Origin of the sequence: Streptomyces sp. NPDC047042 (assembly GCF_040644035.1) — a bacterium.
Taxonomy (GTDB): domain Bacteria; phylum Actinomycetota; class Actinomycetes; order Streptomycetales; family Streptomycetaceae; genus Streptomyces.
This window is the reverse complement of record NZ_JBEYVP010000001.1, coordinates 320,051-343,857: the sequence shown is the minus strand read 5'-3', so window position 1 is coordinate 343,857 and position 23,807 is coordinate 320,051. Positions and strand designations below refer to the sequence as shown.

The window sequence follows — 23,807 nt, the reverse complement described above, 5'->3', positions numbered from 1 at the left end:
TGTTCAGGAACGCCAATTTACGTTTGCGACGCGGGGGGCGTAAACCGTCCCGGATGTGGCGTTAATGACAGCGCCGGGACGCAACCGACCGGCCGTACCCGGCCCGTTCACCTGCCCGCACCGGCCCGTTCAGCCCGTGCACACCTTCCGGTACGCGACCTCCGGCACGTACGTCCGCCACTGCTCCCGTGTGAGGTCCGCCCCCGCGCCGGCCCGGGCGCACACCTGGGCGGCGACCTGCTGCGGGTGCACCGCGTACCGCTGGAGGGGGACATGGGCGCTGCCCGCGTACAGGGTGCCGCTGTCGGCGCTGAAGACGAGGGTGTCGATCGCCTCGCCGGGTGTGGTCAGCGGGCCGCCGAGGCGCTGCTGGGTGGCGATGTCCCAGAGCTGGAGCGTGCCGGAGGCGCCCCCGACGGCCAGGGTGGCGCCGTCGGGACTGACGGCCAGGGCACTGACCGCTTCGGGTTCCTCGCCCAGGGGAGCGGGGAAGACGTTGCGCAGGACGCTCGTACGGTCCTTCAACTCCCCGTCCCACAGGGCGACTCGGCCGGTCAGGTCACCGGCGGCGAGGTGTGAGCCGTCGGCGGCGAAGGCGAGGGCACCGATCTGCTCGCCCTGGACGAGCCCCTTGCCGGTGACCGTGCCCGAGGCCTTCCCGGCGCGGAGATCCGCGGGGCGGAGGTTCGCGGTGCGGTTGTCGCCGACGAGGAGGCCTCCGTCGGGACGGACAGCCAGGTGGGTGCTGGCCATACCGGCGAGGACACCCACCCGGCGTCCGGTGCCGGTGTCCCACACCTCGTCGCTCACCTCGCTCTGGTCCGCCGGCACCCGGGCCGCGTACAACAGGGCGCCGCCGGGCCCCAACGCCAGGGCGACCACCGAGGCGGCGGACTCGGGCGTCGCGAGTTCCAGGGTCGCCCGGACCCGGTCCCGGCGCAGGTCCCAGACGGTGACGGGCTGCGGGGACGCCTTGCCGCCGGGCGCCGAGACACCGTACGAGAGCGCCTCGCCGTCGGGGCTGAACGCGAGGAGGGCAGTCGTGTCGCCCGCCGGCACGGGCACGGGCGGGGCGGGGAGGGTACGCAGGAGGCGCCCGTCGGAGGTGGCGCGAAGCGCGAACCGATAGCCGTCGGCGAGGAGTTCGGCGGTGGCGAAGGTACGGGCGTCGGGGCTCATCCGTACGACGGCCATCGGGTGCGGACGCCAGGAAGGGGTGACCGCCGGTCCCAGCTCCAGACAGTGGACGGCGCCGCCCTCGAGGTAGCGCAGGGCGGTCGGGCGGAGGGGGTCCCAGTAAAGGCCGTACAGGTGCTGGTTGTTGAGGGGATGCCGGAACACGGGGGCCGCCGGGTCGGTGAGGCGCCACACCCGGATCTCCGTACCGCCGGCCGTGGCGAGGAACCCGCCGTCCGGAGTGAACGCGGCCTGCTGCGCGCCGCGTTCACCGAAGCGGGCGACCTCGCGCCCGGACCCGGTGTCCCACACGGTCACGCCGGACGCGGCGGAGAGCCCGGCGAGCCGGTCGCCGCCGCTGCCGCCACCGAAAACGAAGGCGGAACGTTCCGTCGTGTCACACAGACCGCGGCCCCCGCTCCAGGCCCCGGCACGAATGGATCGACGGGCGACATCCCAGACCTGCGGAGAGCGCCCCGCAGCACAGACGGCGACCAGCCGCCCGTCCGCACTCACGGCCGGAACCACGGTCCCACCCGCCACCCGAACCTCGAACAACACCCGGCCGTCGCTGACCGACCGCAACCGCACCCGGTCGTCACCGGGCACGCTGACGAGATAACCGCCGTCCACGACACGGACGACGGAGTCGAGGGGAAGGGGCCCCGGCCCCCCGGTCCAACGCCCACCGACCGTGTCCCAGAGCCGAACACCGTCTCCCCCGACAACCACGAGAACCCGACCCCCGGGCCCGGCCCCAACCACCCGCCCAACAGGAAGCGGCCCGGAGCCAATGAGCCGGACACCACCCCCGCCTTTCCCGGCGACGGGCTCCGCCGTCCGCAGACCGTCTTCCCCGGCGACCGCGAGAGCCCCGGCATCGGGCCCAAGCACCCCTCCCGCCGCATGCCCCCCGGACACGACGGGACGGACACCGCCCCCGTCCCCAGACCTCACAGTGACCGGGTCGGACCGACGCACGCCGTCCTCACCGGCGACCGCAGGAGTCCCGGCATCGGGCCCGGACCCGAGTACCCCGTCAGACGGAAGTCGGCCGGAACCGGCCGGGCGGCCGCCTGTCGTGTCCCGAGGGCTCGTCGTTGCCTCGGGTTCGACGGCGATCGCCTCACCGGTCATGGATCCCTCGGGAGCTACCGGGCCGGCGCCCGTGACATCCCAGGTTCGCCAGGTTCTGGCGTCGATGCTGAGGAGTGTGCGGCCGGAGTCGGTGAGGAAGCGGGTCGGGCCGTTGCCCGGGGCCGGGTCGGTGAAGACGGCGTGTTCCGGTTGGGCGAGGGAGCCGAGCAGGGCACGGCGGGCCTCGGGCAGCGGGGAGATCCGCCAGGCGGCGACGCCCAGCAGCATCGCCGTACGCGGATCCGTCGTCCGCATCGCGTCGGCGATGTCCGCGACCCGGCGCGCGGCGGCGTCCGTGCGCCGACGCGCGTTGTCGACGCCCAGATGCCAGGAGGCCAGCCCGCCGATCAGGGCCAGCGCCAGTACGGCGGACAGCGCGACCACCTGCATACGGGAGCGCCGGGTGACATCGGCGGCGGCCCGGGACTCCGCCGCGCGGGCCGCGAGCGCGGCCTCGAGGAACTCCCGCTCCGGCAGGGTGAGCCGGCCCCCCTCCCCGGCCGGCTCACCGGCGAACAGTTCCTCCGCCCGGGCCAGCCTGCTGCCCCGCACCAGCGCGCCCGGGTCGCGGTCGTGCTCCAGCCAGAGCCGGGTCTCCTCGGCCAGCCGTCGATGGTGGCGCAGCCACTCCCGGTCCGCCTCGATCCAGTCCCGCAGCCTCGGCCAGCAGGTGATCAGCGCCTCGTGGGCGAGCTGGACACCGTCCTCGTCGACAGTGAGGAGCCGGGCGCGGGCCAGGCGCTCCACCACCACGGGCACATGGTCGTCGGTCGTCGACTCGGCCAGTTCGGCCCGGGTCAGCGGACGCCGGGTGTCGGCGCCGCCCTGCCCCGGCTCGACCATCCTCAGCAGCAACCGGCGTGCGCTGCGCGCCTGCGCGTGCGTCAGCTGCCCGTACACCTCCTCCGCGCTCGCCGCGATGGCCCCGCGCACCCCGCCCGCCGCCTCGTACGCGGCCAGGGTCAGCAGTCGGCCCCGGCGGCGGCGCCAGGTCTCCAGCAGCACATGCGACAGCATCGGCAGCGCGCCCGGCCGGTCGAGGACCTCCTCGACGATCCGCGCGGTCAGCTCCCGTTCGACCAGGAGCCCGACGGCCGCCGCCGGCCGGGTCACCGCCTCCCGCAGCTCGTCCGCCGTCATCGCCCCGACCAGCAGCCCGGCCGAGGCGAGCACGTCCGCGAGTTCCGGCTGCTCGGCGCAGTGGGTGTAGAAATCGGCCCTTACTGACACGAGTACGTGCAATCGGTTGTCCGGGTTCCGGGCGGCGAGGAGGAGGTTCAGGAACCGGGTCCGCTCGGTGCGGTCGTGGCAGAGGGTGAAGAGCTCCTCGAACTGGTCGACCACCACCCACCGATCCGACTCCCCCGCTCCCTCCCCCTCCCCCTCTCCCTCTCCCTCTCCCTCAGCCGGAACCAGCAGCTGCCCGTACGTCTCGGCGGGCCGCTCCCCCGGCGTGAACACGCGCACAGCCGTGGGGCCGGGCCCCTGCTGCAGCCGGGGTATCAGCCCCGCCCGCAACAGGGACGACTTGCCGCTCCCCGATGCCCCGAACACCACCGCGAACCTGTGCTCCCGCACCAACCGCACCAGTTCGCCGACCAGTTCGTCCCGCCCGAAGAACAACTCCCGGTCGTCCGTACCGAAGGGGGCGAGCCCCCGGTAGGGCGCCGTGGTCTCCCCGTCCTCCTCGCGCGCGGCGCACGCGGTCTCCGTCTCGGCGTCCTTCCAGCGCGGCTCCCACTCACCCGGGTCGCCCCCGCACGCCCGTACATACCCCTGGACCACCGCGAGCGACGGCAGCCGCTCCCCCCGCGCCGCCTCGGACAGCGTCGCGGCCGAGAACCCGGCCGTCTCCGCCATCCGCCGGTACGAGGGCCCGCCCGCCGTCCGCCGCAACTCCCGCAGCTCATGGGCGAACCGCTGCACCGGACCGGCCTGCGGGTCCACGGGTCTCTCGGGACGCCCCATCAACTCCCCCTCCCCACAACCATCCCCATACCCATATGACGCAGGGGCCACATCACAGGGAAAAACGGTCCGCTCGCCGTCTCTGTTCACAACGCAAACGGACGGGGCGATGAAGACGAACTCACGACGACGGAATTGAACGGTCCGATGAAAGGGGTGCCAGTCAACTTTTCGGCTGCAAGTCTCGGTGCCGCCAAGCCGGACGACGGCACGACCGAGCCGTGTTCCCGGCACGACCCAGTGGAGAGCACCCGCACATGTTCAAGGCATCCACGCACAGCCGCAGGACCGCCCGTCTCGGCCGGGCCGCACTCGTCGCGCTCAGCGCCGGCGTACTGACCGTCGGCATCTCGACGAACGCCTCCGCCGCGATCCTGAACCCGCTGCCGGAGAACGCCGGCACCTTCCAGAAGAAGTACCGGCCGGTCTTCGACTACGACACCGACAGCTGCTTCCCCGCGGCGGCCGTCGACGCGAGCGGAAAGCTCAACGGGGGCCTCAACAACAGCGGTTCGATCACCGGCGGCTGCCGGACCGACCACCTCGGCAAGGCGAACACGTACTCGCAGGGCTGGTGCAAGAACGGCTGGTGCGCGTACCTCTACGCGCTCTACTTCGAGAAGGACCAGACGCTGGCCGGCGCCGACGCCTTCGGGCACCGCCACGACTGGGAGTCCGTCGTGGTCTTCCAGAAGCAGGGCGCCGAGGCACCCAGCTACCTCTCCGCCTCCCGGCACGGCGGTTACAGCACCCACCCGATCAACGAGGTGCCGATGGACGGCAACCACGTCAAGATCGTCTACCACAAGGACGGCGCGAGCACCCACGCCTTCCGCTTCGCCCAGTGGGGCGAGACCGCCGAGGCATGGAGCGACGGCGGCTGGGACACCCCGGCCCTGGTCACCATGGAGAACATGGCCGACGCGCCGCGCAACGCGCTGTGGAACTCCAAGTGGGGCGACGCCAACTTCCCGCTGACCGGCAACTTCCAGGCCAACATCAACAAGGCCCGGAACGCGGACAGCAGGGCGGCGGCGGCCATCCCCGCGTTCTGACGCGGAGTCCGGTGACCGGTCACTGGTCACCCGCCCGGTGACCGGACGACCGTCCTGAACAGCCGCCGGTGGGACCCACGCTCCCCCGCCCCGTCCCACCGGCGGCACCCTTCGTCGTTCCGACTGACCGCCTCCGCCCAACGCACCGGAGGCATACGCTGCCCGGGTGACCTCAACCGCCGCCCGCACCGCGCTGGAACTGACCGCCGACCTCCCCCTCCCGCCCCTGGAAGCCCTCTACCGCGACCTGCACAGCCACCCGGAACTGTCCCTGGCGGAACACCGCACGGCGGGCCTGCTGGCGGACTCCCTCCGGAAGTCGGGGTACGAGACGACGGAGGGCGTCGGCGGCACGGGCGTCGTGGGCGTCCTGCGCAACGGCGAAGGCCCGACGGTCCTGCTGCGCGCGGACATGGACGCGCTCCCGGTCCACGAGGAGACCGCCCTGCCGTACGCCTCCACCGTCCCCGGTGTGATGCACGCGTGCGGCCACGACCTGCACGTCACCTGGCTGGCCGGGGCCGCCCAGGCTCTGGCGGCGGGCCGGGACACGTGGAACGGCACGCTGGTGCTGGTCGGCCAGCCCGCCGAGGAGACGGGCGAGGGTGCGCGGGCGATGCTGGCGGACGGCCTGTACGAGCGTTTCCCGCGCCCGGACGCGCTGTTGGCGCAGCACGCGGCGCCCGGACCGGCCGGCCTGTACCCGCACGTGCCCGGCCTGATCATGTCGGCGTCGACGGACGTGGACGTGATCGTGCACGGCCGGGGCGGACACGGTTCACGCCCCGAAACGACGGTCGACCCGGTGGTGACGGCGGCGTACATCGTCACGCGGCTCCAGAGTGTCGTCTCGCGCGAGATCGCGGCCCGCGACTCCGCCGTACTGACGGTCGGCGTGATCGAGGCGGGCACCCGGCACAACATCATCCCGGCGACGGCTCGTATCGGGCTGAACCTGCGGACCCAGTCCGAGGACGTACGGGGCCGCATGCTGGCCGCGATCAGGCGTATCGCCGAGGGCGAGTGCGTGGCGGCGGGCTGCCCGCGCGAGCCGGAGATCCGGGTCGGCGCGGCGTTCCCGGTGACGGTCAACGACGCGACCCTCGACGAACGGGTGGCCGCGACCCACCGCGAGGTCTTCGGCGCGGGCACGGTCTTCGACCCCGGCCCGGCGATGGGCAGCGAGGACTTCGCCCACCTGGCCCCGGACCAACTCCCGTACTCCTACTGGTTCGTGACGACAACACCGCACGAGGTGTGGAACGCGGCGGAGGGCGGCGACGACCTGATGACAAGACTCGCGTCGGTCCCGAGCAACCACAGCCCCCTGTTCGCCCCGGACTTGTCGACGGTGGGCCCGGGCGTGCGGACGCTGGTATCGGGAGCGTTGTCCGTACTGCCACCAGCCTAGACAGCCCGACCCAGCCCAGCCCCGGCCCCTCAGGGGCGCGGGGAACTGCGCGAACAACCCCCACCGGGGCCGCAGCCAACAAACGGGCCCAGCCCGGCCCCTCAGGGGCGCGGGGAACTGCGCGAACAACCCCCACCCACCCGCAGACACAACGCACCCGAATACCCCGTGCCGACCTACCCCGGCACGTGCTGCACAGACTCCAGCTTCCGCAACTGCCGTTCGGCATGCCGAACCGCACCTTCCCGCCGACCAGGCACCCGGCGCCTCAACTCCACTAGCACCGCCCCGAGTTCACGCGCGTCGGCACTCTCCCCGAGGCTCGTCCACTGATGGTGGGCCCGATCGACGGCCGCCTCGACAGCGGGCGCGTCCGCCGCCTGCCCGGCCCCGAGCCGCGTACCGGCGACGGTCAGCCAGGCCCGACAACTCCGGGCGGGATCCCCGGCGAACATGGCGAGATCGGCCCGAACCTCGCTCCAGTGCAGAGCCTCCTCGGAGGCAGCCCCGTACGCCCGGAGGGCGGCCTGCTCCCACTGAGCGGCCACCGCATCGGCATCGCCGTGCCGCCCGGCCTGAACGGCCGACGTGATGAAGGAGTGAGGATCCCCACCTTTCACGCCTTCGGCGTCGGCGTCGGCGTCGCGGGGCGGTACCCCTTCGACAGTGGGCGAAGCGACTTCGGCTCGAGGCGAAACAACACCGGCAACACCGGCAACACCGGCAACTCCGGCTGCACTGGGCGCCTCTTCGGCCCGAGCCGCCGCCCACCCGGTCGCAGCCGGGGGTCTGGGGGCGGAGCCCCCAGGGGATGGGACGGGTAGGGGCGGCGGGGGCGAGACAAACCCGGCGTTCACCCCCGCGCCGGACACCGCGTCCCAGGCCAGCACCACATCCCCGTACGCCACCCCCTCCGACGACAACCGCCCCAGCGCCTCCTGATGCAACCGCCCCGCATCCGGCCGATACCCACTGCGCAGAATCGTCGCGACCGTCTTCATGTACGCCGGCACCCCCACCGCCCGCCGAGGCGGCGGCGGAGCCACCCGCCCGTACACACTCACCCCCCGCCCCGCATCGAACACCCGCCCGGTGACATGACGCCACGCGGCGGCATCGGCGTGCAGGTCGAGGAAGAGCGTCGTACTCCCCGGCACCCGCAACCGCAGCTCCTCCGCGATCCAGTGCCAGGGAAACCCGGTGTAGCGGATCGTCGCGGGGGTCGTACGGGCCAGCGCGAGATGCGGAAGCTGCTGCTTGCGGTCGAGTTGGAGCTGCCCGGTGAGGTACACGGTGAGCGGCCCGGGCGTCACCGCGGCGGCGCGCAGCCGGGTGAGCACGGCCTGTGGCTCCAGCGGGTCGGCGAGTTCGACGACGTTCGCGGTGTCGGTACCGGACAGCACGGCGGGGGAGACCGCGGCGAGAACGGGCAACACGGACGCCGCGTCCACGAGACACCCCTTGCCCATGGGCGAGGCGGCAAGCAGCAGCGCGGTCCCGGTTGTCGATCCAGCCATGGCCCCGCCCCTCACGTCCCTCACGCCCGTCACAAACCCTAGGCAGCACCGTAACGGGTGCGACTGCGAAGAGGGATCGCCGGTACGGCTATCACCCCCTATGGGGAACTTGTACCGAGGCCGGGCCCCGTCACCCACCACCGGGCCCACTCACCCGCACCGCGAACACCGTCGTGTCGTCGCCGAGCCGCCCCCCGCAGTGCCGCAGCGTGCCGTCCCGTACGAACGCGACCAGCCGCCGCGGCTCGGCGACGCGCGGATCGGCGGCCACGGCCTCGGCGACGCGTTCGCGCAGCGGGAAGAACGCACCGCCGGAATCCCGGGCCTCCGTGACGCCGTCGGTGACGAGGAGCAGGGTCTCCCGGTCGGCGAGCGGCACCCGGACGACGGACGGCCGCCCACCCCCACCAGGGCTCAACTCGCTGAGCCCGAGCGGGAGTCCGTCCCCCGGCGGCAGACTCCGTACCCCGTCGGGAGACACGATCAGGGAAGGCTCGTGCCCGAAGTTGACGACCTCGACGAAGCCCCCGGAGACACCGGAGGCACCGGAGGCACCGGAGGCATCGGAGACACCGGAGGCATCCGCGTCCCGGCCTTGTTGCCCCTGTCCCGCCGGGAAGCCGATGAGGACGGCCGTCGCGAACCGGTCCCCCTCGTCCCGCCCCACGGCCGCCCGGTAACGGACGTGCCGCAGCATCCGTACCTCGAGGCGTTCCGCGACCGTCGCGAGCGCCGGTTCGTGGTAGCCGGCCTCCCGGAACGTGCCGAGCATCGCGGCGGCCGCCTCGACCGCGCCGAGCCCCTTGCCCTGGACGTCACCGATGAGCACCCGGGTGCCGTACGGGCCGGGCTGGATGTCGTAGAAGTCGCCGCCGACCCGGGCGACGGCGTCGGCGGCGAGATAGACGGCCGCGTGGTCGAGGCCGCCCCAGCCCGGCGGCAGCGGACGCAGCACCGTACGACGGGTGGTCTCGGCGACGTCCCGCATGTGCAGCATGCGCCGCTCGCCGCGCACCCGGACCGCGCAGGCGAGAACGGCCAGCACCCCGCCGAGCGCGACGAGGATGAAGTCGGGCAGCCCGGTCTGGTACTGGTGCGGCCAGGCACCGTCGACGAAGACGTACGTGCACAGGGACAGGACCGCGAAGGCGACGGTGCCGGCGACCCGGCACAGCGCGGCGGCGATCCCGGGCACCAGCACGATCCACGAGATGATCCGGAACTCGCCGGTGGTGTTCCAGTCGAGGACCGCGATCCCGACGAGCAGCACGAGCGGCGGCACCCAGCCGACGCTCCGTCCGGCGAACGTGAACGCGGACGACGAGAACGCGGGCGACGAGAAGGCCGGGCCCTGGTCCGCGCCCACCGGATCCACGGGGCCCACCGGGCCCATCAGGCGCACCGGCTTCATGGAACTCAGCGAAACACGGCCGGTCCCCGCTGTCGACTTGCCAGGGGGCCTTCCCAGGTGTGCTCTGGAGGGCGGGGGCGAGGAGAGAGGAACACTCTCATGGCTCAGACAACGTCCGGAACGCACGGTATGGCAGGCAGGCCAGGCAGGACGGGTGGGCCGGGTGGGGCAGGTGGTCCCGGTCGGCCCAGGAATCCCGACGTCTTCAGTGCCCGGACCCACCTGGCCGTGCACCGGGTATTGCCCGTCGCGCTCGGCCTGGTCTACGGCTTCTGGGCCGCGGCCAACCGGCGCGACGGCGGTCCCATCACCGGCTGGAACGTCCTCTTCGGCTTTGTGAGCGCGCTGGCGTTCATGGTGCTGATGATGGGCGTGCAGGCGGTGGCGCCGCGGCTGAAGCGGGAGCTGCACGCGGTGGTGTGGGGTGCGTTCGCCGGGATCGCGTTCGGGTTCCTGTACAGCCAGACCGGGGCGAGTGTGCTGCGGTCGGCCGGGAACTCGCTGATGGTCGCGGGAGCGGTGACGGCGACGCTGTTCTACCACTACTACACACACGAGGACGCGGCCGGTCGCCGGGTCAGCTGATTTCCCGACAGGGTGAGAAGCTGCGTGCGGCGGTGCTCAGCGGCCATCAGCCGAAGGTGACGTCCAGATTGAAGCTCCACGTCCCCGAGACGCTCCAGTGGCCGTCGCCGTGGCCGTCGCCGCCGCCGTCCTTCCACTCCGGGCAGGGGTCGGTGCAACGGGGCACCGACCGTCCCCCGGTGTCGATGAAGGCGGCGCTCGCCCATGCGTGGACGCCCTTCAGCCAGTACCAGTGCGAGTTGCCGCGCACCCTCTGGCCGACGACCGAGCACTCGACGCGGCCGTGGCTGCCCGGCGCCAGCCGCCCGACGACGGGCGAGTCCGTGGTCGGCTGCTGTCGGAGGTTCAGCTCACCGGCGGAGACGACGGTGCCCCGGACCCCGTGGCCGTGGGACCCGCCGGAGTCACCCGCCACGGCCGCCGACGCCGTACCGACCGGCAGGACCGAAAGCGACGCGGCGAGGATTCCACCGGTGAGCAGTGCCGGAAGTACCGGGGTGATGCGCATGACCGCCTCCTGGTCCCCGAATACGTTGATGTCCCACCAAAACCAGGAAACACCCGTTCGGGTGAACGCTCCACCGGAGGCTCCACCGAAGAGGCTGTCCCGCACGCCCATTTGCAGTCAACCGGCTCGCGCCGCACGCCCCCGGGCCCTTGCCTGGAGGGGTGCCTCACCGTCTCCGGAACGCCCTGTCGGCCGCGCTCATCGCCCTCGCGTGTCTGCTGCTGCCCTTCGGCGCGCTCTCGGCCTGGGCGGCGTACGGGCTCGCCGACACCGGCCGGTACGTCACCGCGATGGCTCCCCTCGCCGAGAACCCGTACGTCCAGGACGCGATCGCGGACAACGTCGGCGCCGGCATCGTGCACGCGGTCGACGTCGGTCCGCTCGAGGACACCGTGAACCACTTCGTGCAGGACGCGGTCCACTCGTTCACCCGCACCGAGGCCTTCCGCACGGCGTGGGACACGGCGAACCGCGCCACCCACGAGGCCGTCCTGCACGCCCTGCGCGACAACCACCGCCGCAACTACGGCCAGTACGGCGAGGAGGGGGCCGTCACCATCGACCTCGCCCCCGTCACCGCCCAGGTCAAGCGGCAACTCACCGACGACAACGTGCCGTTGGCGAGCCGTATCCCCATCGCGCACACCAAGGTGGCGGTTCTGCCCGCGCAGGATCTCGTACCGCTCCGGAAGGGATTTCGCGTGCTCGAAGTCGCCGGTTTCTGGCTTCCGGTGACGGCCGGAGTCCTCGCCGTCAGCGGGATCGCCCTCGCCGTGCAGCGCCGCCGGGCGATCACGGCGACCGCGCTGGGTACGGCCCTCGGCGGGGCGCTGCTCGGCGTCGCGCTCGCGATCGTCCGCCGCCTCACCCTGGCCGACCTGCCGCCGGGCGTCTCGGCGCCCGCCGCCGGTGCCGTCTACGACGCCCTGACGGCCACCCTCCGTACGGTCTCCTGGCTGCTCCTCGCCCTCGGCCTCACCGTGGCCGCCGGCATGTGGGTCACGGACCGGTACGCCCGCGCCGCGCGACTGCGGCAAGAATCCGCAACGCCCGCACCAACTCCCCTTCCGGAGCCGACGCAAGCCCAAGCCTGACGGCATCGGGCCCCCGCTGCGCCCCGAAGGCCCGCACTGCCCGCGAAGCCCCAGAAGCCCCAGGGGGCCCAGAGGGCCCAGAAGCACCCGGCAAGCCCGACGAACCAGCGACCCCAGCCGGACCCGACCCCCCGGACGACCTGAACGGCCCGGACGGCCCAGACAGACCCGACGGACGCAACGGATCCGAGGAACTCGCGGAACCCAAAGCACCCGACGCCCCCGACGGATCCGAGGGACCCGAGGGACCCGAGGGACCCGACGGGCCTCGCAACCCCGAGCCATCCAGCGGTCCCGACGAACCCGACAGACCCGACGGACCCGTCGCCCCTCGCAGCCCCGAGAGACCCGGCGACCCCGACGCCCCCGACGCCCCCGGCATCCCCGGCGTCCCGGGCGCCCCCGCCGACCCCGCCACCGACCCCGGCACCCCCGGCGACCCTGACGCCGGCACCGACCCCACCGGGCTCACCGCGAACGCGTTGCCCGGGGTGACTGCGATTCCGTGGGCCGCTGCTGCGGCCGTGAAGGTGTCCGCGCGCCAGGACGCGGGCAGCTCCCACCAGACGTAGTAGGCGTACGGGTCCGATCGCACCGTGCCCCCGGCCCCCGCCAACTCCTCCGCCACCAACCGCTGTCGACGCGCCGCGTCCCCCCGCTTGGCGGCCACGAGGCGTGCCACCGTCCCGTCCCTCACCCACCGCACCCCGGCCTCCAGCGCGAACCGCCCCGCGTTCCACCCACCCGACCGCACCGCCGCCGCCACGGCCTCCGCCCGGTCCGGCGGTACGACGAGAAAGCCCACGGTGAGTCCGGGGGCAACCCGCTTCGACAACCCGTCGACGACATGGACCAGTTCGGGAACGTACGCGGCGAGCGGGTCTCCCCAGCCGGTCCCCTCCGGACCCGAACCGGCCCTCTCCGGGTCCGCGAGGAACGACCAGATCCGGTCCTCCACCACCGGCAGCCCCAACTCCCGCACCACACAGGCAAGTTCAAGTCTCCTCGCCCGGCCCATCGTCACCGACGTCGGATTGTGCAGCGTCGGCTGGACGTACAGCGCGGCCAGGGGAGCGGAGCGGTGGGCAGCGGCGAGGGCGTCGGGACGCAGGCCCTCCTCGTCCATGGCCAGCGGCACGAGGATGATGCCGAGGCGGCCCGCGATCTCCTTGACCAGCGGATACGTCAGCGCCTCGACACCGACCCGGCCGCCCGGCCGGACCAGGGAGGCGAGGGCGGCGGCGATCGCCTGCCGGGCGTTGCCCGTGAAGAGGACGCCGTCGGGGTCGGGCCGCCAGCCCGGGGTGGCGAGCAGCCCGGCGACCACCGACCTCGCCTCGGCGGTACCGGTGGCGGGCGCCGGCCGCAGCGCCTCGGTGAGCACATCGGGCCGCAGCAGGGGCGCGAGCGCGGGAGCGAGCAGCTCCGACTGGCCGGGCGCAGAAGGGTAGTTGAGCTCCAGATTGACCGTCGCGGCCTCACCGCTCACCGTCGGTTCGGCGAGCGCGCGCCCGCCCGGCTCGGAGGGCGCGGCCCGCACGAACGTGCCGCGTCCGACCTCGCCGACGACCAGTCCGCGCCGCACGAGTTCGCCGTACACCCGCCCGGCCGTCGACCCGGCGATCCCGCGCCGCCGCGCGAACGCCCGCTGCGGAGGCAGCCGTTCACCGGGGCGGAGCCGCCCGGTGGCGATGTCGTCGGCTATGCGGTCGGCGAGGCGCCGATAGTCGTCGTCCATATATCCCCCGTACCCGTCGTGCCCGTCGTGCCCGTAACTCGTTCTCGGACATTGCACCGAGTGCAAAGATCTTATTGCACCGAGGAGTTGAACCGATCTAGGGTCGTTCACATGCCCCCTCGCACACCTATCACCCCTTACATCCCCCTTGTCCTCGTGCACGGCCACCCCTTCGACCACACGATGTGGAACCCCCAGATCGAGGCGTTCTCGGCCACCCGCCGGATCATCGCCCCCGACCTGCGCGGCTACGGCACCGCCCCGGCGGTTGTCCCTGCAGCCCTCCCGGCGGCCCTCGACGCCGCAACCCCCCTCTCCCAATTCGCCCAGGACATCGAGGAACTGCTCGACGAGGCCCAGGTCGAGTCGTGCGTGCTCGTCGGGCTGTCGATGGGCGGCCAGATCGTCATGGAGTGCTGCGACCGCTTCCCGGAGCGCGTCCGGGGCGTCGTCCTCGCCGACACCTTCCCCTCCCCCGAGACCCCCGAGGGCCACCTCGCCCGCAACGCGATGGCCGACCGTCTGCTCGCCGAGGGCATGCGCGGGTACGCCGACGAGGTGCTGGAGAAGATGGTGGCCCCGGCCGCCGACGCGAACGTCAAGGCCCACGTCCACCGCATGATGACGGCCACGGACCCCCGGGGCGCGGCGGCGGCGCTCCGGGGCCGCGCCCAGCGCCCCGACTACCGCCCCCTGCTGACCCGCCTCACCGTCCCCGCCCTCGTCGTCGTGGGCGCCGACGACGAGTTCACGCCGGTCTCCGACGCCGAGGCCATGCACGCGGCCCTCCCCGACTCCACGCTCCACGTGATCGAGGGCGCGGCCCACATGCCCAACCTGGAACGCCCGGCGGAGTTCAACAAGGTCCTCGCCGAGTTCCTGGAGACGCGGATCGACACCGCCGCTCCCTGAAAGGGGCATGGCGATAATGAGGCCATGTCCCGCGAGTTCCCCATCGGCCTCACACCTCCCGACTGGCTGGTGCGGAACCTCCGGCCCCAGCCGGCCCCGCCCGTCAACCGCCCCGCCGTGGCCCGCGCCGCCGTCGCCATGTCGCTGCCCCTGGCCGTCGGCCTCGCCACCGGCCACGCCTCCTACGGCGCCCTCGCCTCCATGGGCGCCCTCTCGGGCGTCATCGGGGACACCGCCGACGCGTACCGGATGCGCATCCTCAACATCGCGATCCCCCAGCTCTTCGGCGCGCTCGGCGTCACCCTCGGCTCGCTGGTGTACGGGCAAGGCTGGACCGCCGTCGCCGCCGTCACCTGCGTGGCGCTCGTCTCCGGGATGATCTCGACGATCGGCGCGGTGGCCTCCGTCTCCGGGCTGCTGCTGCTCCTCAACTCGGTGATCGGCGCCGGGCTGCCGCTGCCGGGAGCATGGTGGCTGGCGCCGGCGCTGATGTCCGGGGGCGGGCTGCTCGTCCTCGCCCTCGCCCTGCTCGCCTGGCCGCTGCGGTCGGGGGTGCCGGAGCGGGCGGCGGTCGGGCGGACCTACCGCAGGGTCGCCGAACTGCTCGCCGCCTGCGCCACCGACGGCTACGAGGACGCCCGGTACGCCGTCACCCAGTCCCTCAACCAGTCCTACGACCTCGTCCTCGCCCGACGTGCCCGCCATCACGGCCGCAGCCCCGAACTCGTACGCCTGCTCGCCCAGTTGAACGCCATCACCCCGGTCGTCGAGGCCGCGCCCGCCGCCCACCAGGCCGGACGCCCACTGCCGCCCGAGGTCCCGGAGGCGGTCCTGCACCTCGCCGACGCCGTCGAGACGGGCTACAGCGGTCCCATCGGGCTGCGCCTCCCCGCCCCGGCCGACCACACCTCCCGGGCGGTCGAACAGTCCCTGCGCCACACCGCCGAGGTGGTAGGCAGCCGCTCCCCCGACCTGCGCACCACAAGCATCACGAGCACCACAAGCACCACCGGCGTCACCGGCGTCACCGGCACCACAAGCACCACCGGCATCACCGGCTCCACGGACGACCGGCTCGGCCGACCCGCCACCCTGCGCGTACGCGCCGCCGGCGCCGCCCGCGACGTCCTCCTGTCCGGCGGCTCCTGGCGCTACGGCCTGCGCCTCGCCCTGTGCATCGGCCTCGCGCAGATCCTGGTCTCGACCGTCCCGGTGCCACGCTCGTACTGGGTCGCGCTGACCATCACCTTCGTCCTGAAGCCCGACTTCGGCTCGGTCTTCTCCCGGGCCCTGCTGCGCGCCCTCGGCACGGTCGTGGGGCTGGTCGTCGCAGCGGGGGTGCTCGTCCAGGTGCCGCGCGGCTGGTGGGACGTACCCGTGATCCTGCTGCTCGCCACGCTCATCCCGGCGCTCACCCCGCGCGGGTACGGCTACCAGACGGCCGCCATCACCCCGGTGATCCTCCTTCTCTCCGACGTCCTCAACCATCAGGGCACGGCACTGCTGCTGCCCCGGCTCCTCGACTCCCTCATGGGGTGCGGGATCGCCCTTGTCGCCGGGTACCTGTTGTGGCCGGAGAGCTGGCACACCCGCGTCGGCGACCGGCTCGCCAACGCCGTGTCGGACACCGCCCGTTACGTGGAGTCGGCGTTCCGCCCGGACACCGAGGGCGCGGCCCGGGCGCGTATGCGGCGACGCCTGTACCGCGATCTGTCCGTCGTCCGTACGGAGTTCCAGCGCGCCCTGACCGAACCGCCGCCCACCGGACGACGGGCGGCGGCCTGGTGGCCCCTGGTCGTCGCGGTGGAACGCATCGTCGACGCGACGACCGCGGCCCGGGTCCACGTCAAGCACGGCGCCGAGCCGCCGTCCGAGGCCGAGATCACTCATATCGCCGCCCAGCTGCGGGAGTTGGCGGACGGCCTGCGCCGCGTCGAGACGCTGTACGCGGTCCGTACGGACCTCGGCGGACCGGCTGACAGCGTCCTGGAGCCGCTCCGCCAGGAGGTCGCGGCGGCGAGGGCGATCACCTCGCCCAAGTGACCGCCCCCGACGGCGAAACAACGCGCGGGCCGTCCCTGTGCAGAGGGACGACCCGCGCCTGTGGGGGGTGGGCTACTGGGGCTACTGGGGTTACTGGGGTTACTGGGCCTGACTACCGCATGGCCGCCGCGAGCCCGTTGGCCCACAGCTGGTTGACGCGGGAGCGTTCGGCGGCGTTCGGGTTGGCGTTGGTGCAGGACGTGCCGGGACCGCCGCCCGACATCAGCTCGCTGCACGGGCCGGAGTAGTGGTCGGGCAGCCCGAGCACATGGCCGGTCTCGTGGGCGGTGATACGGGTCGGGTTGTACTGCCGGCTCTGCGCGTAGTCGATGAAGATGTACCCGCTGCCGTGACCGTCCGTGGAGGCGTACGAGCCCTGCGAGCTGTTGCCCTCGCGGTAGGTGAAGTCGGCGGCGGCAGCGGTGCCCGCCTGGAGCTTCACGTTGGTCACCGAGCTGTTCCAGATCGAGGTGGAGCGGGCTATCTCGGCGCTGAACGAGGGTGCGCGGGACGCGTTGTAGATGACGGTGACCGCGGCGGCCGAGCGCGGGTTGGCGGCGCGCTTCTCGGCGACGGACTTCAGTACGGCCTCGAAGAACGCCTTGTTGGCGGCGGCCTCCTCGGCCGACCCGGCGTACGCGGCCTTCGCGACCTTCACGGCGGGCGCGGACGTGGGTGCGGGTGCGGCGGAGGCGGGAACTGCCGTACCCAGGGCGAGAGTTGCCAGGCTGAGGCCTAACGCCGCCGCCACGACACCGGAGATGGGCTTTCTCATCGATGACTCCTTGGGTGGGGGATGAGTCAGTCGGTCGTACGGTGAGTGTCGGCGTCCGTGCGGCGGCTGTGATGATGGCAAGTCCTGATAACCCGGCCCTATCACCTGGGGAATCATCCGGATTTGCACACCTGTGTGCGTCTGTCGGAAGGCGGGGTTCCCGCCTAGGGTGCGATGGCATGGACATGTGCATGCGCATGATTCGCGACGCGGAGCCGGTCGCATGGAGCTAGAGGTGAGGCACCTACGGGCGCTCTGCGCCATAGCCGACACCGGCAGCCTGCACCGGGCGGCCCGCCAACTGGGCGTGGCCCAGCCCTCGTTGAGCACCCAGTTGCGCCGGATCGAACTGGAACTGGGCGGCGAGCTGTTCACCCGCACCCAGGCGGGCTGCCGCCCGACCCCGCTCGGCAGGGTCGTACTGAGCCGGGCCCGCCCCCTGGTCGCGGAGATGCGCTCGCTGGTGACGGAGGCGAGGGCCGCCGCGGTCGAGGGACCCCAGCTGCGCATCGGCTCGACGGCCAGCAGGGCCCTCTCCGGCTGGCTGCGCCGCCTGCGCCGACGCCAGCAGGAACCCACGCTCCGCATGGACGTCTCCGCGAACGCGCTGCTGCGCATGGTCGCCGACGGACAGCTGGACGTGGCGTTCGTCCACGAGGTCGAAGGGTGCCCGCTCAGGATCCCCGAGGGCCTGTGCCTGCGCGTACTGGTCGACAGGGAACCCCAGTTCGTGTCCCTGCCCGCCGACCATCCGGCCACCGCGAGACCAGTGGTCCACCTCTCCGAGCTGGCCGAGGACCGCTGGATGGTGGACGAGACGGTCGACGGCGAGTACGACGCCGTACTGCGCATGCTGCGCGCGGCCGGTCTCAACCCCCCTGTCCTGCACGGCGATTACCACACCACGGCCACACTGGTGGCAACCGGCGAGGTGGTCACCGTCTGCCAGGCGACCTGCCAGCCCCGCCCAGAAATGGCGGTACGCCGCCTGCACGGCGACCCTCTCGGCGTACGCCTCCTACTGGCGGCCCGCACAGAAACAGACCTCGACGGAGTGCACCCCGCACTGGCGGAGGCATACGAGGAGGTGGCACTCCAGGCACCTGCCTACCGGGAGTGGCTGGCACAGAGGGATGCAAAATCCCCGGTGCCGGCCCTCCCACACGCACAAGCCGCTTTCTGAGAACGCGTCTGGCGCAACCGCTCACTTGACCAAGACGACAGGCTCGGCCAACTTGGGACGCATCCAAGGGTACGGATCGGTGATCGCTGAACGCTGTGCGCGGACATCGGCGCGGGCTTCCAGAATCGAGCCCGCAGCCGTGTAGTACCTTCCTCGCCCCGACCCGTGTGCGGCCAGGAGACCGAGGGCTACCAGGTGAGCAAGGTCGCGGGTGGCCATCTGTCCTTCGATTTCGGCGCGCTTCATGTACCCGCTGCGTCGAATCCGGTACCCGAGGACCGCGTCGAACAATAGATCCATCACGCGCTCCGGAAGCGAGTGGCGCTCAACCAAGCCGTCGAGATGTGCCCAGTAACGGCTGGCATCCTCGAAACGCCGAGCCATCGTCTGAGCCTGCATGTGATGAGCGCGCAGGCAGAACGAAAGCCACAGCTGAGCGTCAGGGCGGGGCGCCCGCACACCGTGCCCGGTGTGACCGAGTGCCGCGTAGTAGTCCAGCGTGTTGGCAGTGACGCCAAGCCACTCTTCGATGGATGAAAAGGCCGGGTCGCCAATGTCCGAGCGCGTCAGCACGAGCGTCGCGACGGCGCGAGCCATACGTCCGTTGCCGTCTCGGAACGGATGGATCATGACCAGGTTGAGGTGTGCCATCGCAGAGCGGACAACAGGGTCGTGATCGTGGTCGGTGCGGAGATGTTCGACCAGCACGTCCATGAGGTCAGGCACCAGCTCATGGCCGGGCCCTTCGTACACCTGCTCATCGGTGGCCTCGTTGTGGACGTAGATCGGTCCCCTGCGAAATCGTCCCGGCGACTTGGACGGCTCGTGCTGCAGCATCATGAAGTGCATGGCCCGCAGCTCAGTGGCGTTGTACGTGGCAAGGTTGTCGCCACCTACGGCGAGCACATAGCTCATGGCTCGCTGGTAACCCTTGATCTCCTCAAAGGTTTTCTCATCGGCGCTCATGGGCTCGTCATCATCGAGCGCCGCAAGAGCGTCGTCCTCTTCAACGACGTAACCCTCGATGCTGTTGGAGCCCTGGATGGCCTTGGCAAGGACAGAACGGCGCAGGCCGCCCTCCCACCGGCGAGGGGTGCGCAGCACATGTCGCATGTCTTTGCGCATCTGGTGGATCTCGCCCAGCACCGCCTTGTCCTCTCCGGTCAGGGAGGGGGCCGTGTAGAGCTCGATGTGCGACGACTGCTTCATGTAGTCATGGTAGCCATTCTTTGACTACTTTAATTAGTCAAGCATTCACGCACAACACAGGCATACCTCTCCAAGGGTCACGTATGACCAGTACACCGAAATCCTTGGGGGGACCATGACCGACAGCACGCCGCCACCCATGCCCGACTTCCCGCCTCCGCAGGCGCCGAAGAAGTCCCGCACCAACCTCGTCATCATCGCTTCGGCCGCCGCCGTCGTCGCCACGGGTGTCGTGGTCGTGCAGTCACCATCGAACTGAAGACGAAGACAAAGCAGTGCTTCGGATCAGCGGGCTGCAACCTGACGGTCGAGCCGGACCTGACGCTGCTTGTCGACAGCGCGGACATCGACCCCGGCGCGACGTATGAGATCACCTATGAGATCCGCGGTGGCGATTCCGGGCCGGTGATCGAGACGGCGGTCGTCGGGGACGGAGTTGTCAGTGAAGATCACTGATGTTGCAGCCCAGGGGTACTGAGACGGTCGCCGGCCGGGCGTAGAGCGGACCGCTCGTTTCCGGGCGGGGCCTTCGTCACGCGGTGAACTTCTACCCCTCGCTGTACGAGGTCGAGGAGACCGGAGACATCGTCGTCCAGGGCGATCAGCTCACCGACCCCGAGCGCTGATCCCCTTCGAGAAGATCACCCACCTGTTCTCGGAGTTCGAGCGAACCGCCTTCCGCATGGAGGTGCGCCGCGGCTACGGCTCCGACCGGCAGGGGCCCGCTCCCAGGCGTTCACGGCCGGCGTCCTCCCGGAGCCGGAGCCCGCCCATCCGTGGACGTCAACGTGCGCGCGAAAGCCGAGCGGAGCGCGCCGTTCTCCCGCGTGCGAATTATCGACGACCTGGACGACATACGCCGGCGCGCAGAAAGTGCCCGTCCCTGTTCCCCGATCGGGGGCGGCCACCGTACGAACGCCTGCCCGTCCTCGTACACAGGCTCAAGATGGCGGACGGGTACGCAGCGGCCACCATGACGTACACATCTCCTCAGTGGAGGCCGCCAGCGCCAGCCGACTACGTACGCAAAACCCTACTAATCGAACCTATCGTCACGAAATAGCCACATCACCCCACCGGACGTCCGCGCCCTCCATGATCACCCGCATGAGACGAACCCTCACCGTCGCCACCGCGGCCTTCCTCGTCGCCGGGCTCAGCGCGTGCAGCAGCAAGTCCCCCACGTCCACGGACAACGCGGCCAAGGCGACAACTGCCAAGACCGCGATCACCGCGAGCAGCGCGCTCACGCAGATCGTCCAAAAGGTGACCACGGCCAAGGCATCTGGCACCGTGACCGCCGCCGGCGACCCGAACCATCTCCTCGGCCGGCCCGGCCAGTACACGTCGAAGACCACCTTCACAGACACTCGAGTGAAGGCGTCCGATGTTGTCGGCGCGGAGAAGGGTGCCGTCGAGCTCGGGGGTGCGATCGAGGTGTTCGACTCTGAGTCGGATGCCCAGGCCCGCGCGAAATACATCCAGACAGTCACGAAGTCGCTGCCCGCGCTCGCCGAGTACGACTATGTCGACGGGGTGTTACTAGTTCGGGTGTCGCACTATCTGACACCAGCGCAGGCCGCCGAGTACAAGACGGCGACGAGCAGCCTCGGATGAGAATTCAAGGCCCCGGCACAGGAGGCTGTCTCCCCTCCTGGCTGTCATACCCGCCGGCGACGAACCCGCCGATCGTCATCGGGCGAAGGAGCTTCGGCAGCTGAGCGTCCCAGTACAGGGCGGCCGGCGCCACTCCTCGGCTGTCATGTCGTGCATCGGCTCAACGGGAACCTGGGGAACCGCCGCCGACGCTGCTACTCGAGTCGTCTCCCATTGCGGCCGGCCCCGCGACCAGCGTGTGCGTCAGCTGCTGCCGGCTGACGCACACGGGCCTCCGCTACTCCGAGGACGGTCGCGACCTGTTCGGTCTGATCTCAACGACCGGCTCTGAAGCCGCTCAGACGCCGATGTCGCACCCGTCCGTACGCCACACCGCGACGACCGCCGGGCGGACGATCCTGCCCGGGCCGTCGGGCCAGGTGCTGGCGGGCTTCTCCACCGTGGCGCCGTCGATCTCGCCCGGGTGCTGTACGGCGACGAGCACCTGGCGCTCGCCGATGACCGGGCCGCAGGTCTCGGCGCCGGTCGGTACCGTCAGGAACTGCTTGAGTTCACCGCGCCGCGCGCCCTTGGTCGCGACGCCGAACAGCCCGTCGTGTGAACCGAGTTGATTGCCGTCCGTGGAGATCCACAGGTTGCCGTGGCGGTCGAAGGCGACGTTGTCCGGGCAGGAGATCGGGCTGACCTGCTCCTTCGGGAAGCCCGCGAAGTAGGTCGCGGGGTCGTTCGGGTCACCGGCGACGAGGAAGAGCGACCAGGCGAACGAGGTGCTCTCAGCCCGGTTCCACCGCTCGGTCAGCTCCAGCACCTGCCCGTGCTTGTTGGAGTTGCGCGGGTTGGCCTCGTCGGCGGCGGCGAGGCCGGCCTTGCCCCGGTTGGTGTTGTTGGTGAGGGCGACATAGACCCTGCCGGTGACCGGGTTGGGCTCGATGTCCTCGGGCCGGTCCATCTTGGTGGCGCCGACCTTGTCACCGGCGAGCCTCGTGAAGACGAACACCTCCTCGGCGGTCATGCCGTCGACGTGCGAGACGGCGCCCTTGGCGGTGGCGGTCGCCAGCGGGATCCACGTACCGCTGCCGTCGAACTCACCGTCGGCGGGCAGCTTCCCGCTCCCGTCGATCTCGATGGCGGGGGAGTCACCGGTGAGCTTGGCGACGTAGAGCGTGCCCTCATCGAGGAGGGAGAGATTGTGCTCCCGGACGGCCCGCGAGTCCCCGTGCCGCATCCGCTTGCTGCCGACGAACTTGTAGAAGTAGTCGAAACGCTCGTCGTCACCGGTGTAGACGACGGGACGCCCGTCGGAGGTGAGCCGGATGGTGGCGGCCTCGTGCTTGAAGCGGCCGAGGGCGGTGTGCTTGCGGGGCGTGGAGGAGGGGTCGTACGGGTCGAACTCGACGACATACCCGAACCGGTGGACCTCGTTCGGCTCCTGCGCCACATCGAACCGCTTGTCGAACCGCTCCCACTTGCGCTCGGTGGCGCCGGTGCCGATGCCGTACCGCTTGTCGGTGTCACGGGAGGCATTGGCGAAGTACTGGTTGAAGTTCTCCTCGCCGTGCAGGGTCGTCCCCCACGGCGTGGTACCCCCGGAGCAGTTGTTGAGGGTGCCGAGGACCTTCCGCCCGGTCGGGTCGGTGGAGGTCTTGAGAAGATCCGACCCGGCGGCGGGCCCCGTGATCCGGAACTCGGTGGTGGCGGTGACACGCCGGTTCAGCGGATGGCGGGATACGGGCGTGAGCTTCCCGGTCCTCCGGTCGCCCTCGACCACGACGGCGGACAGCCCGTGCGCGGCCCAGGCGATCTCGACCTGCTCGCGGGTGGGGTTGGCGGCGTCGTAGCCGCGGAACATCAGGATCTCGTCGGTGTACTCGTGGTTGGCGACCAGGAGCCGCTGGTTGCCGTGCAGGGGGAGCAGTGCGAGGAAGTCGTTGTTGTACCCGAACTGGCCGGCCTGCGCGGCGGCCGTCTGCTTCTCGGGATCGAAGGCGGGGGCGCCCCGCAGAATGGGCTCACCCCAGCGGATGACGACGTTCTGGCCATACCCGCCGGGGACGGTCACGGCGTCGGCGGTGTTGGGCGCGACGGGACTGAACCGCAGCCCACGCGGCACGGAGGAGTGGTGGGGGTGGTGCGGGTGGTGCGACGGGTGATGCCGGGTGGCCGCTTCGGCACCCTCCGCTCCGACGACGTTCGCGACAGTACCGGTCGCGGTGGCCACGGTGACGACGGCGGCGGCACGCATCACGGAACGGCGGCTGAGGGCGCCGGCGATCACATCGCCGACGTATTCGTTGGCGCTGGTGTTGGGAACCTCGTGAAAGCAGGCATTACCACACCGGAAACGGCAGGTCATCGCGGACCGCCCGCCCGGATGCGATCCGGACGACGATCCGATCAACGGCAGCAGCTTGCGCACTTTACTCTCCCCTGGACGTCCCTATACGTGCCTTTGGTGTCAGCGCGACGCT

General features: G+C 71.3%; 16 protein-coding genes and 1 pseudogene. 9 read left to right on the top strand and 8 right to left on the bottom strand.

Annotated elements, in window-relative coordinates; all coding sequences use genetic code 11:
- Positions 1–129: 129 nt before the first annotated feature.
- A complete protein-coding gene (locus ABZ855_RS01645) occupies positions 130–4,281 on the bottom strand; it encodes a hypothetical protein (protein ID WP_360799145.1) in 4,152 nt (1,383 codons plus the stop codon).
- A gap of 257 nt (positions 4,282–4,538) precedes the next feature.
- On the opposite strand from ABZ855_RS01645, the gene ABZ855_RS01640 reads away from it, so the two are divergent.
- Both ABZ855_RS01640 and ABZ855_RS01635 read left to right on the top strand, forming a co-directional pair.
- A complete protein-coding gene (locus tag ABZ855_RS01640; protein WP_319206002.1) occupies positions 4,539–5,336 on the top strand; it encodes an NPP1 family protein in 798 nt (265 codons plus the stop codon).
- Between the two features lie 166 nt (positions 5,337–5,502).
- Positions 5,503–6,747 (top strand): amidohydrolase, encoded by a 1,245-nt coding sequence (locus ABZ855_RS01635; protein WP_360799140.1) that lies wholly within the window; start codon positions 5,503–5,505, stop codon positions 6,745–6,747.
- A 176-nt stretch (positions 6,748–6,923) separates the two neighbouring features.
- Here the strand turns inward: ABZ855_RS01635 and ABZ855_RS01630 are convergent, their stop codons facing one another.
- Together ABZ855_RS01630 and ABZ855_RS01625 are read right to left on the bottom strand one after the other, a co-directional pair.
- On the bottom strand, positions 6,924–8,264 hold the full coding sequence (locus tag ABZ855_RS01630) for a hypothetical protein (RefSeq protein ID WP_360799137.1): 1,341 nt from the start codon (positions 8,262–8,264) through the stop codon (positions 6,924–6,926).
- Between the two features lie 130 nt (positions 8,265–8,394).
- The gene (locus ABZ855_RS01625; RefSeq protein WP_360799134.1) at positions 8,395–9,675 is read right to left on the bottom strand and encodes a PP2C family protein-serine/threonine phosphatase; all 1,281 of its coding nucleotides are present in this window, start codon (positions 9,673–9,675) and stop codon (positions 8,395–8,397) included.
- 129 nt (positions 9,676–9,804) lie between these two features.
- Here ABZ855_RS01625 and ABZ855_RS01620 point away from each other — a divergent pair, with 129 nt between their 5' ends.
- On the top strand, positions 9,805–10,260 hold the full coding sequence (locus ABZ855_RS01620; protein WP_360799286.1) for a hypothetical protein: 456 nt from the start codon (positions 9,805–9,807) through the stop codon (positions 10,258–10,260).
- Between the two features lie 46 nt (positions 10,261–10,306).
- Here ABZ855_RS01620 and ABZ855_RS01615 read toward each other — a convergent pair whose 3' ends face one another.
- Entirely contained in the window at positions 10,307–10,768 is a 462-nt protein-coding gene (locus ABZ855_RS01615; protein ID WP_360799131.1) for an SH3 domain-containing protein, read from the bottom strand.
- 161 nt (positions 10,769–10,929) lie between these two features.
- Between ABZ855_RS01615 and ABZ855_RS01610 the strand changes: the two genes are divergently transcribed.
- Positions 10,930–11,862: a hypothetical protein gene (locus ABZ855_RS01610; RefSeq protein WP_360799128.1), complete on the top strand. Its 933-nt coding sequence runs from the start codon at positions 10,930–10,932 to the stop codon at positions 11,860–11,862.
- Positions 11,863–12,325: 463 nt separating this feature from the next.
- Here ABZ855_RS01610 and ABZ855_RS01605 read toward each other — a convergent pair.
- A pseudogene (locus ABZ855_RS01605) lies at positions 12,326–13,600 on the bottom strand (PLP-dependent aminotransferase family protein); the annotation flags it as partial.
- A gap of 111 nt (positions 13,601–13,711) precedes the next feature.
- Here ABZ855_RS01605 and ABZ855_RS01600 point away from each other — a divergent pair.
- Positions 13,712–14,512, top strand: a complete 801-nt coding sequence (locus ABZ855_RS01600; protein WP_360799124.1) for an alpha/beta hydrolase — start codon at positions 13,712–13,714, stop codon at positions 14,510–14,512.
- A gap of 24 nt (positions 14,513–14,536) precedes the next feature.
- Complete coding sequence (locus ABZ855_RS01595; protein WP_360799121.1) at positions 14,537–16,555, top strand: FUSC family protein; 2,019 nt, start codon at positions 14,537–14,539, stop codon at positions 16,553–16,555.
- Positions 16,556–16,667: 112 nt separating this feature from the next.
- On the opposite strand, the gene snpA is transcribed toward ABZ855_RS01595, so the two are convergent.
- A complete protein-coding gene (snpA, locus tag ABZ855_RS01590) occupies positions 16,668–17,330 on the bottom strand; it encodes a snapalysin (protein ID WP_360799118.1) in 663 nt (220 codons plus the stop codon).
- A gap of 223 nt (positions 17,331–17,553) precedes the next feature.
- On the opposite strand from snpA, the gene ABZ855_RS01585 reads away from it, so the two are divergent.
- A complete protein-coding gene (locus ABZ855_RS01585) occupies positions 17,554–18,513 on the top strand; it encodes a LysR family transcriptional regulator (RefSeq protein WP_360799115.1) in 960 nt (319 codons plus the stop codon).
- Between the two features lie 21 nt (positions 18,514–18,534).
- On the opposite strand, the gene ABZ855_RS01580 is transcribed toward ABZ855_RS01585, so the two are convergent.
- Positions 18,535–19,722 (bottom strand): Fic family protein, encoded by a 1,188-nt coding sequence (locus ABZ855_RS01580; protein ID WP_360799112.1) that lies wholly within the window; start codon positions 19,720–19,722, stop codon positions 18,535–18,537.
- A gap of 115 nt (positions 19,723–19,837) precedes the next feature.
- Between ABZ855_RS01580 and ABZ855_RS01575 the strand changes: the two genes are divergently transcribed.
- Both ABZ855_RS01575 and ABZ855_RS01570 read left to right on the top strand, forming a co-directional pair.
- Positions 19,838–19,981 carry a hypothetical protein gene (locus ABZ855_RS01575; protein WP_360799109.1) on the top strand — a complete coding sequence of 48 codons (144 nt, stop codon included), beginning with the start codon at positions 19,838–19,840 and terminating at the stop codon, positions 19,979–19,981.
- Positions 19,982–20,829: 848 nt separating this feature from the next.
- Positions 20,830–21,339, top strand: a complete 510-nt coding sequence (locus ABZ855_RS01570; protein ID WP_360799106.1) for a hypothetical protein — start codon at positions 20,830–20,832, stop codon at positions 21,337–21,339.
- A 337-nt stretch (positions 21,340–21,676) separates the two neighbouring features.
- On the opposite strand, the gene ABZ855_RS01565 is transcribed toward ABZ855_RS01570, so the two are convergent.
- On the bottom strand, positions 21,677–23,755 hold the full coding sequence (locus ABZ855_RS01565) for a PhoX family protein (protein ID WP_360799102.1): 2,079 nt from the start codon (positions 23,753–23,755) through the stop codon (positions 21,677–21,679).
- Positions 23,756–23,807 lie beyond the last annotated feature (52 nt).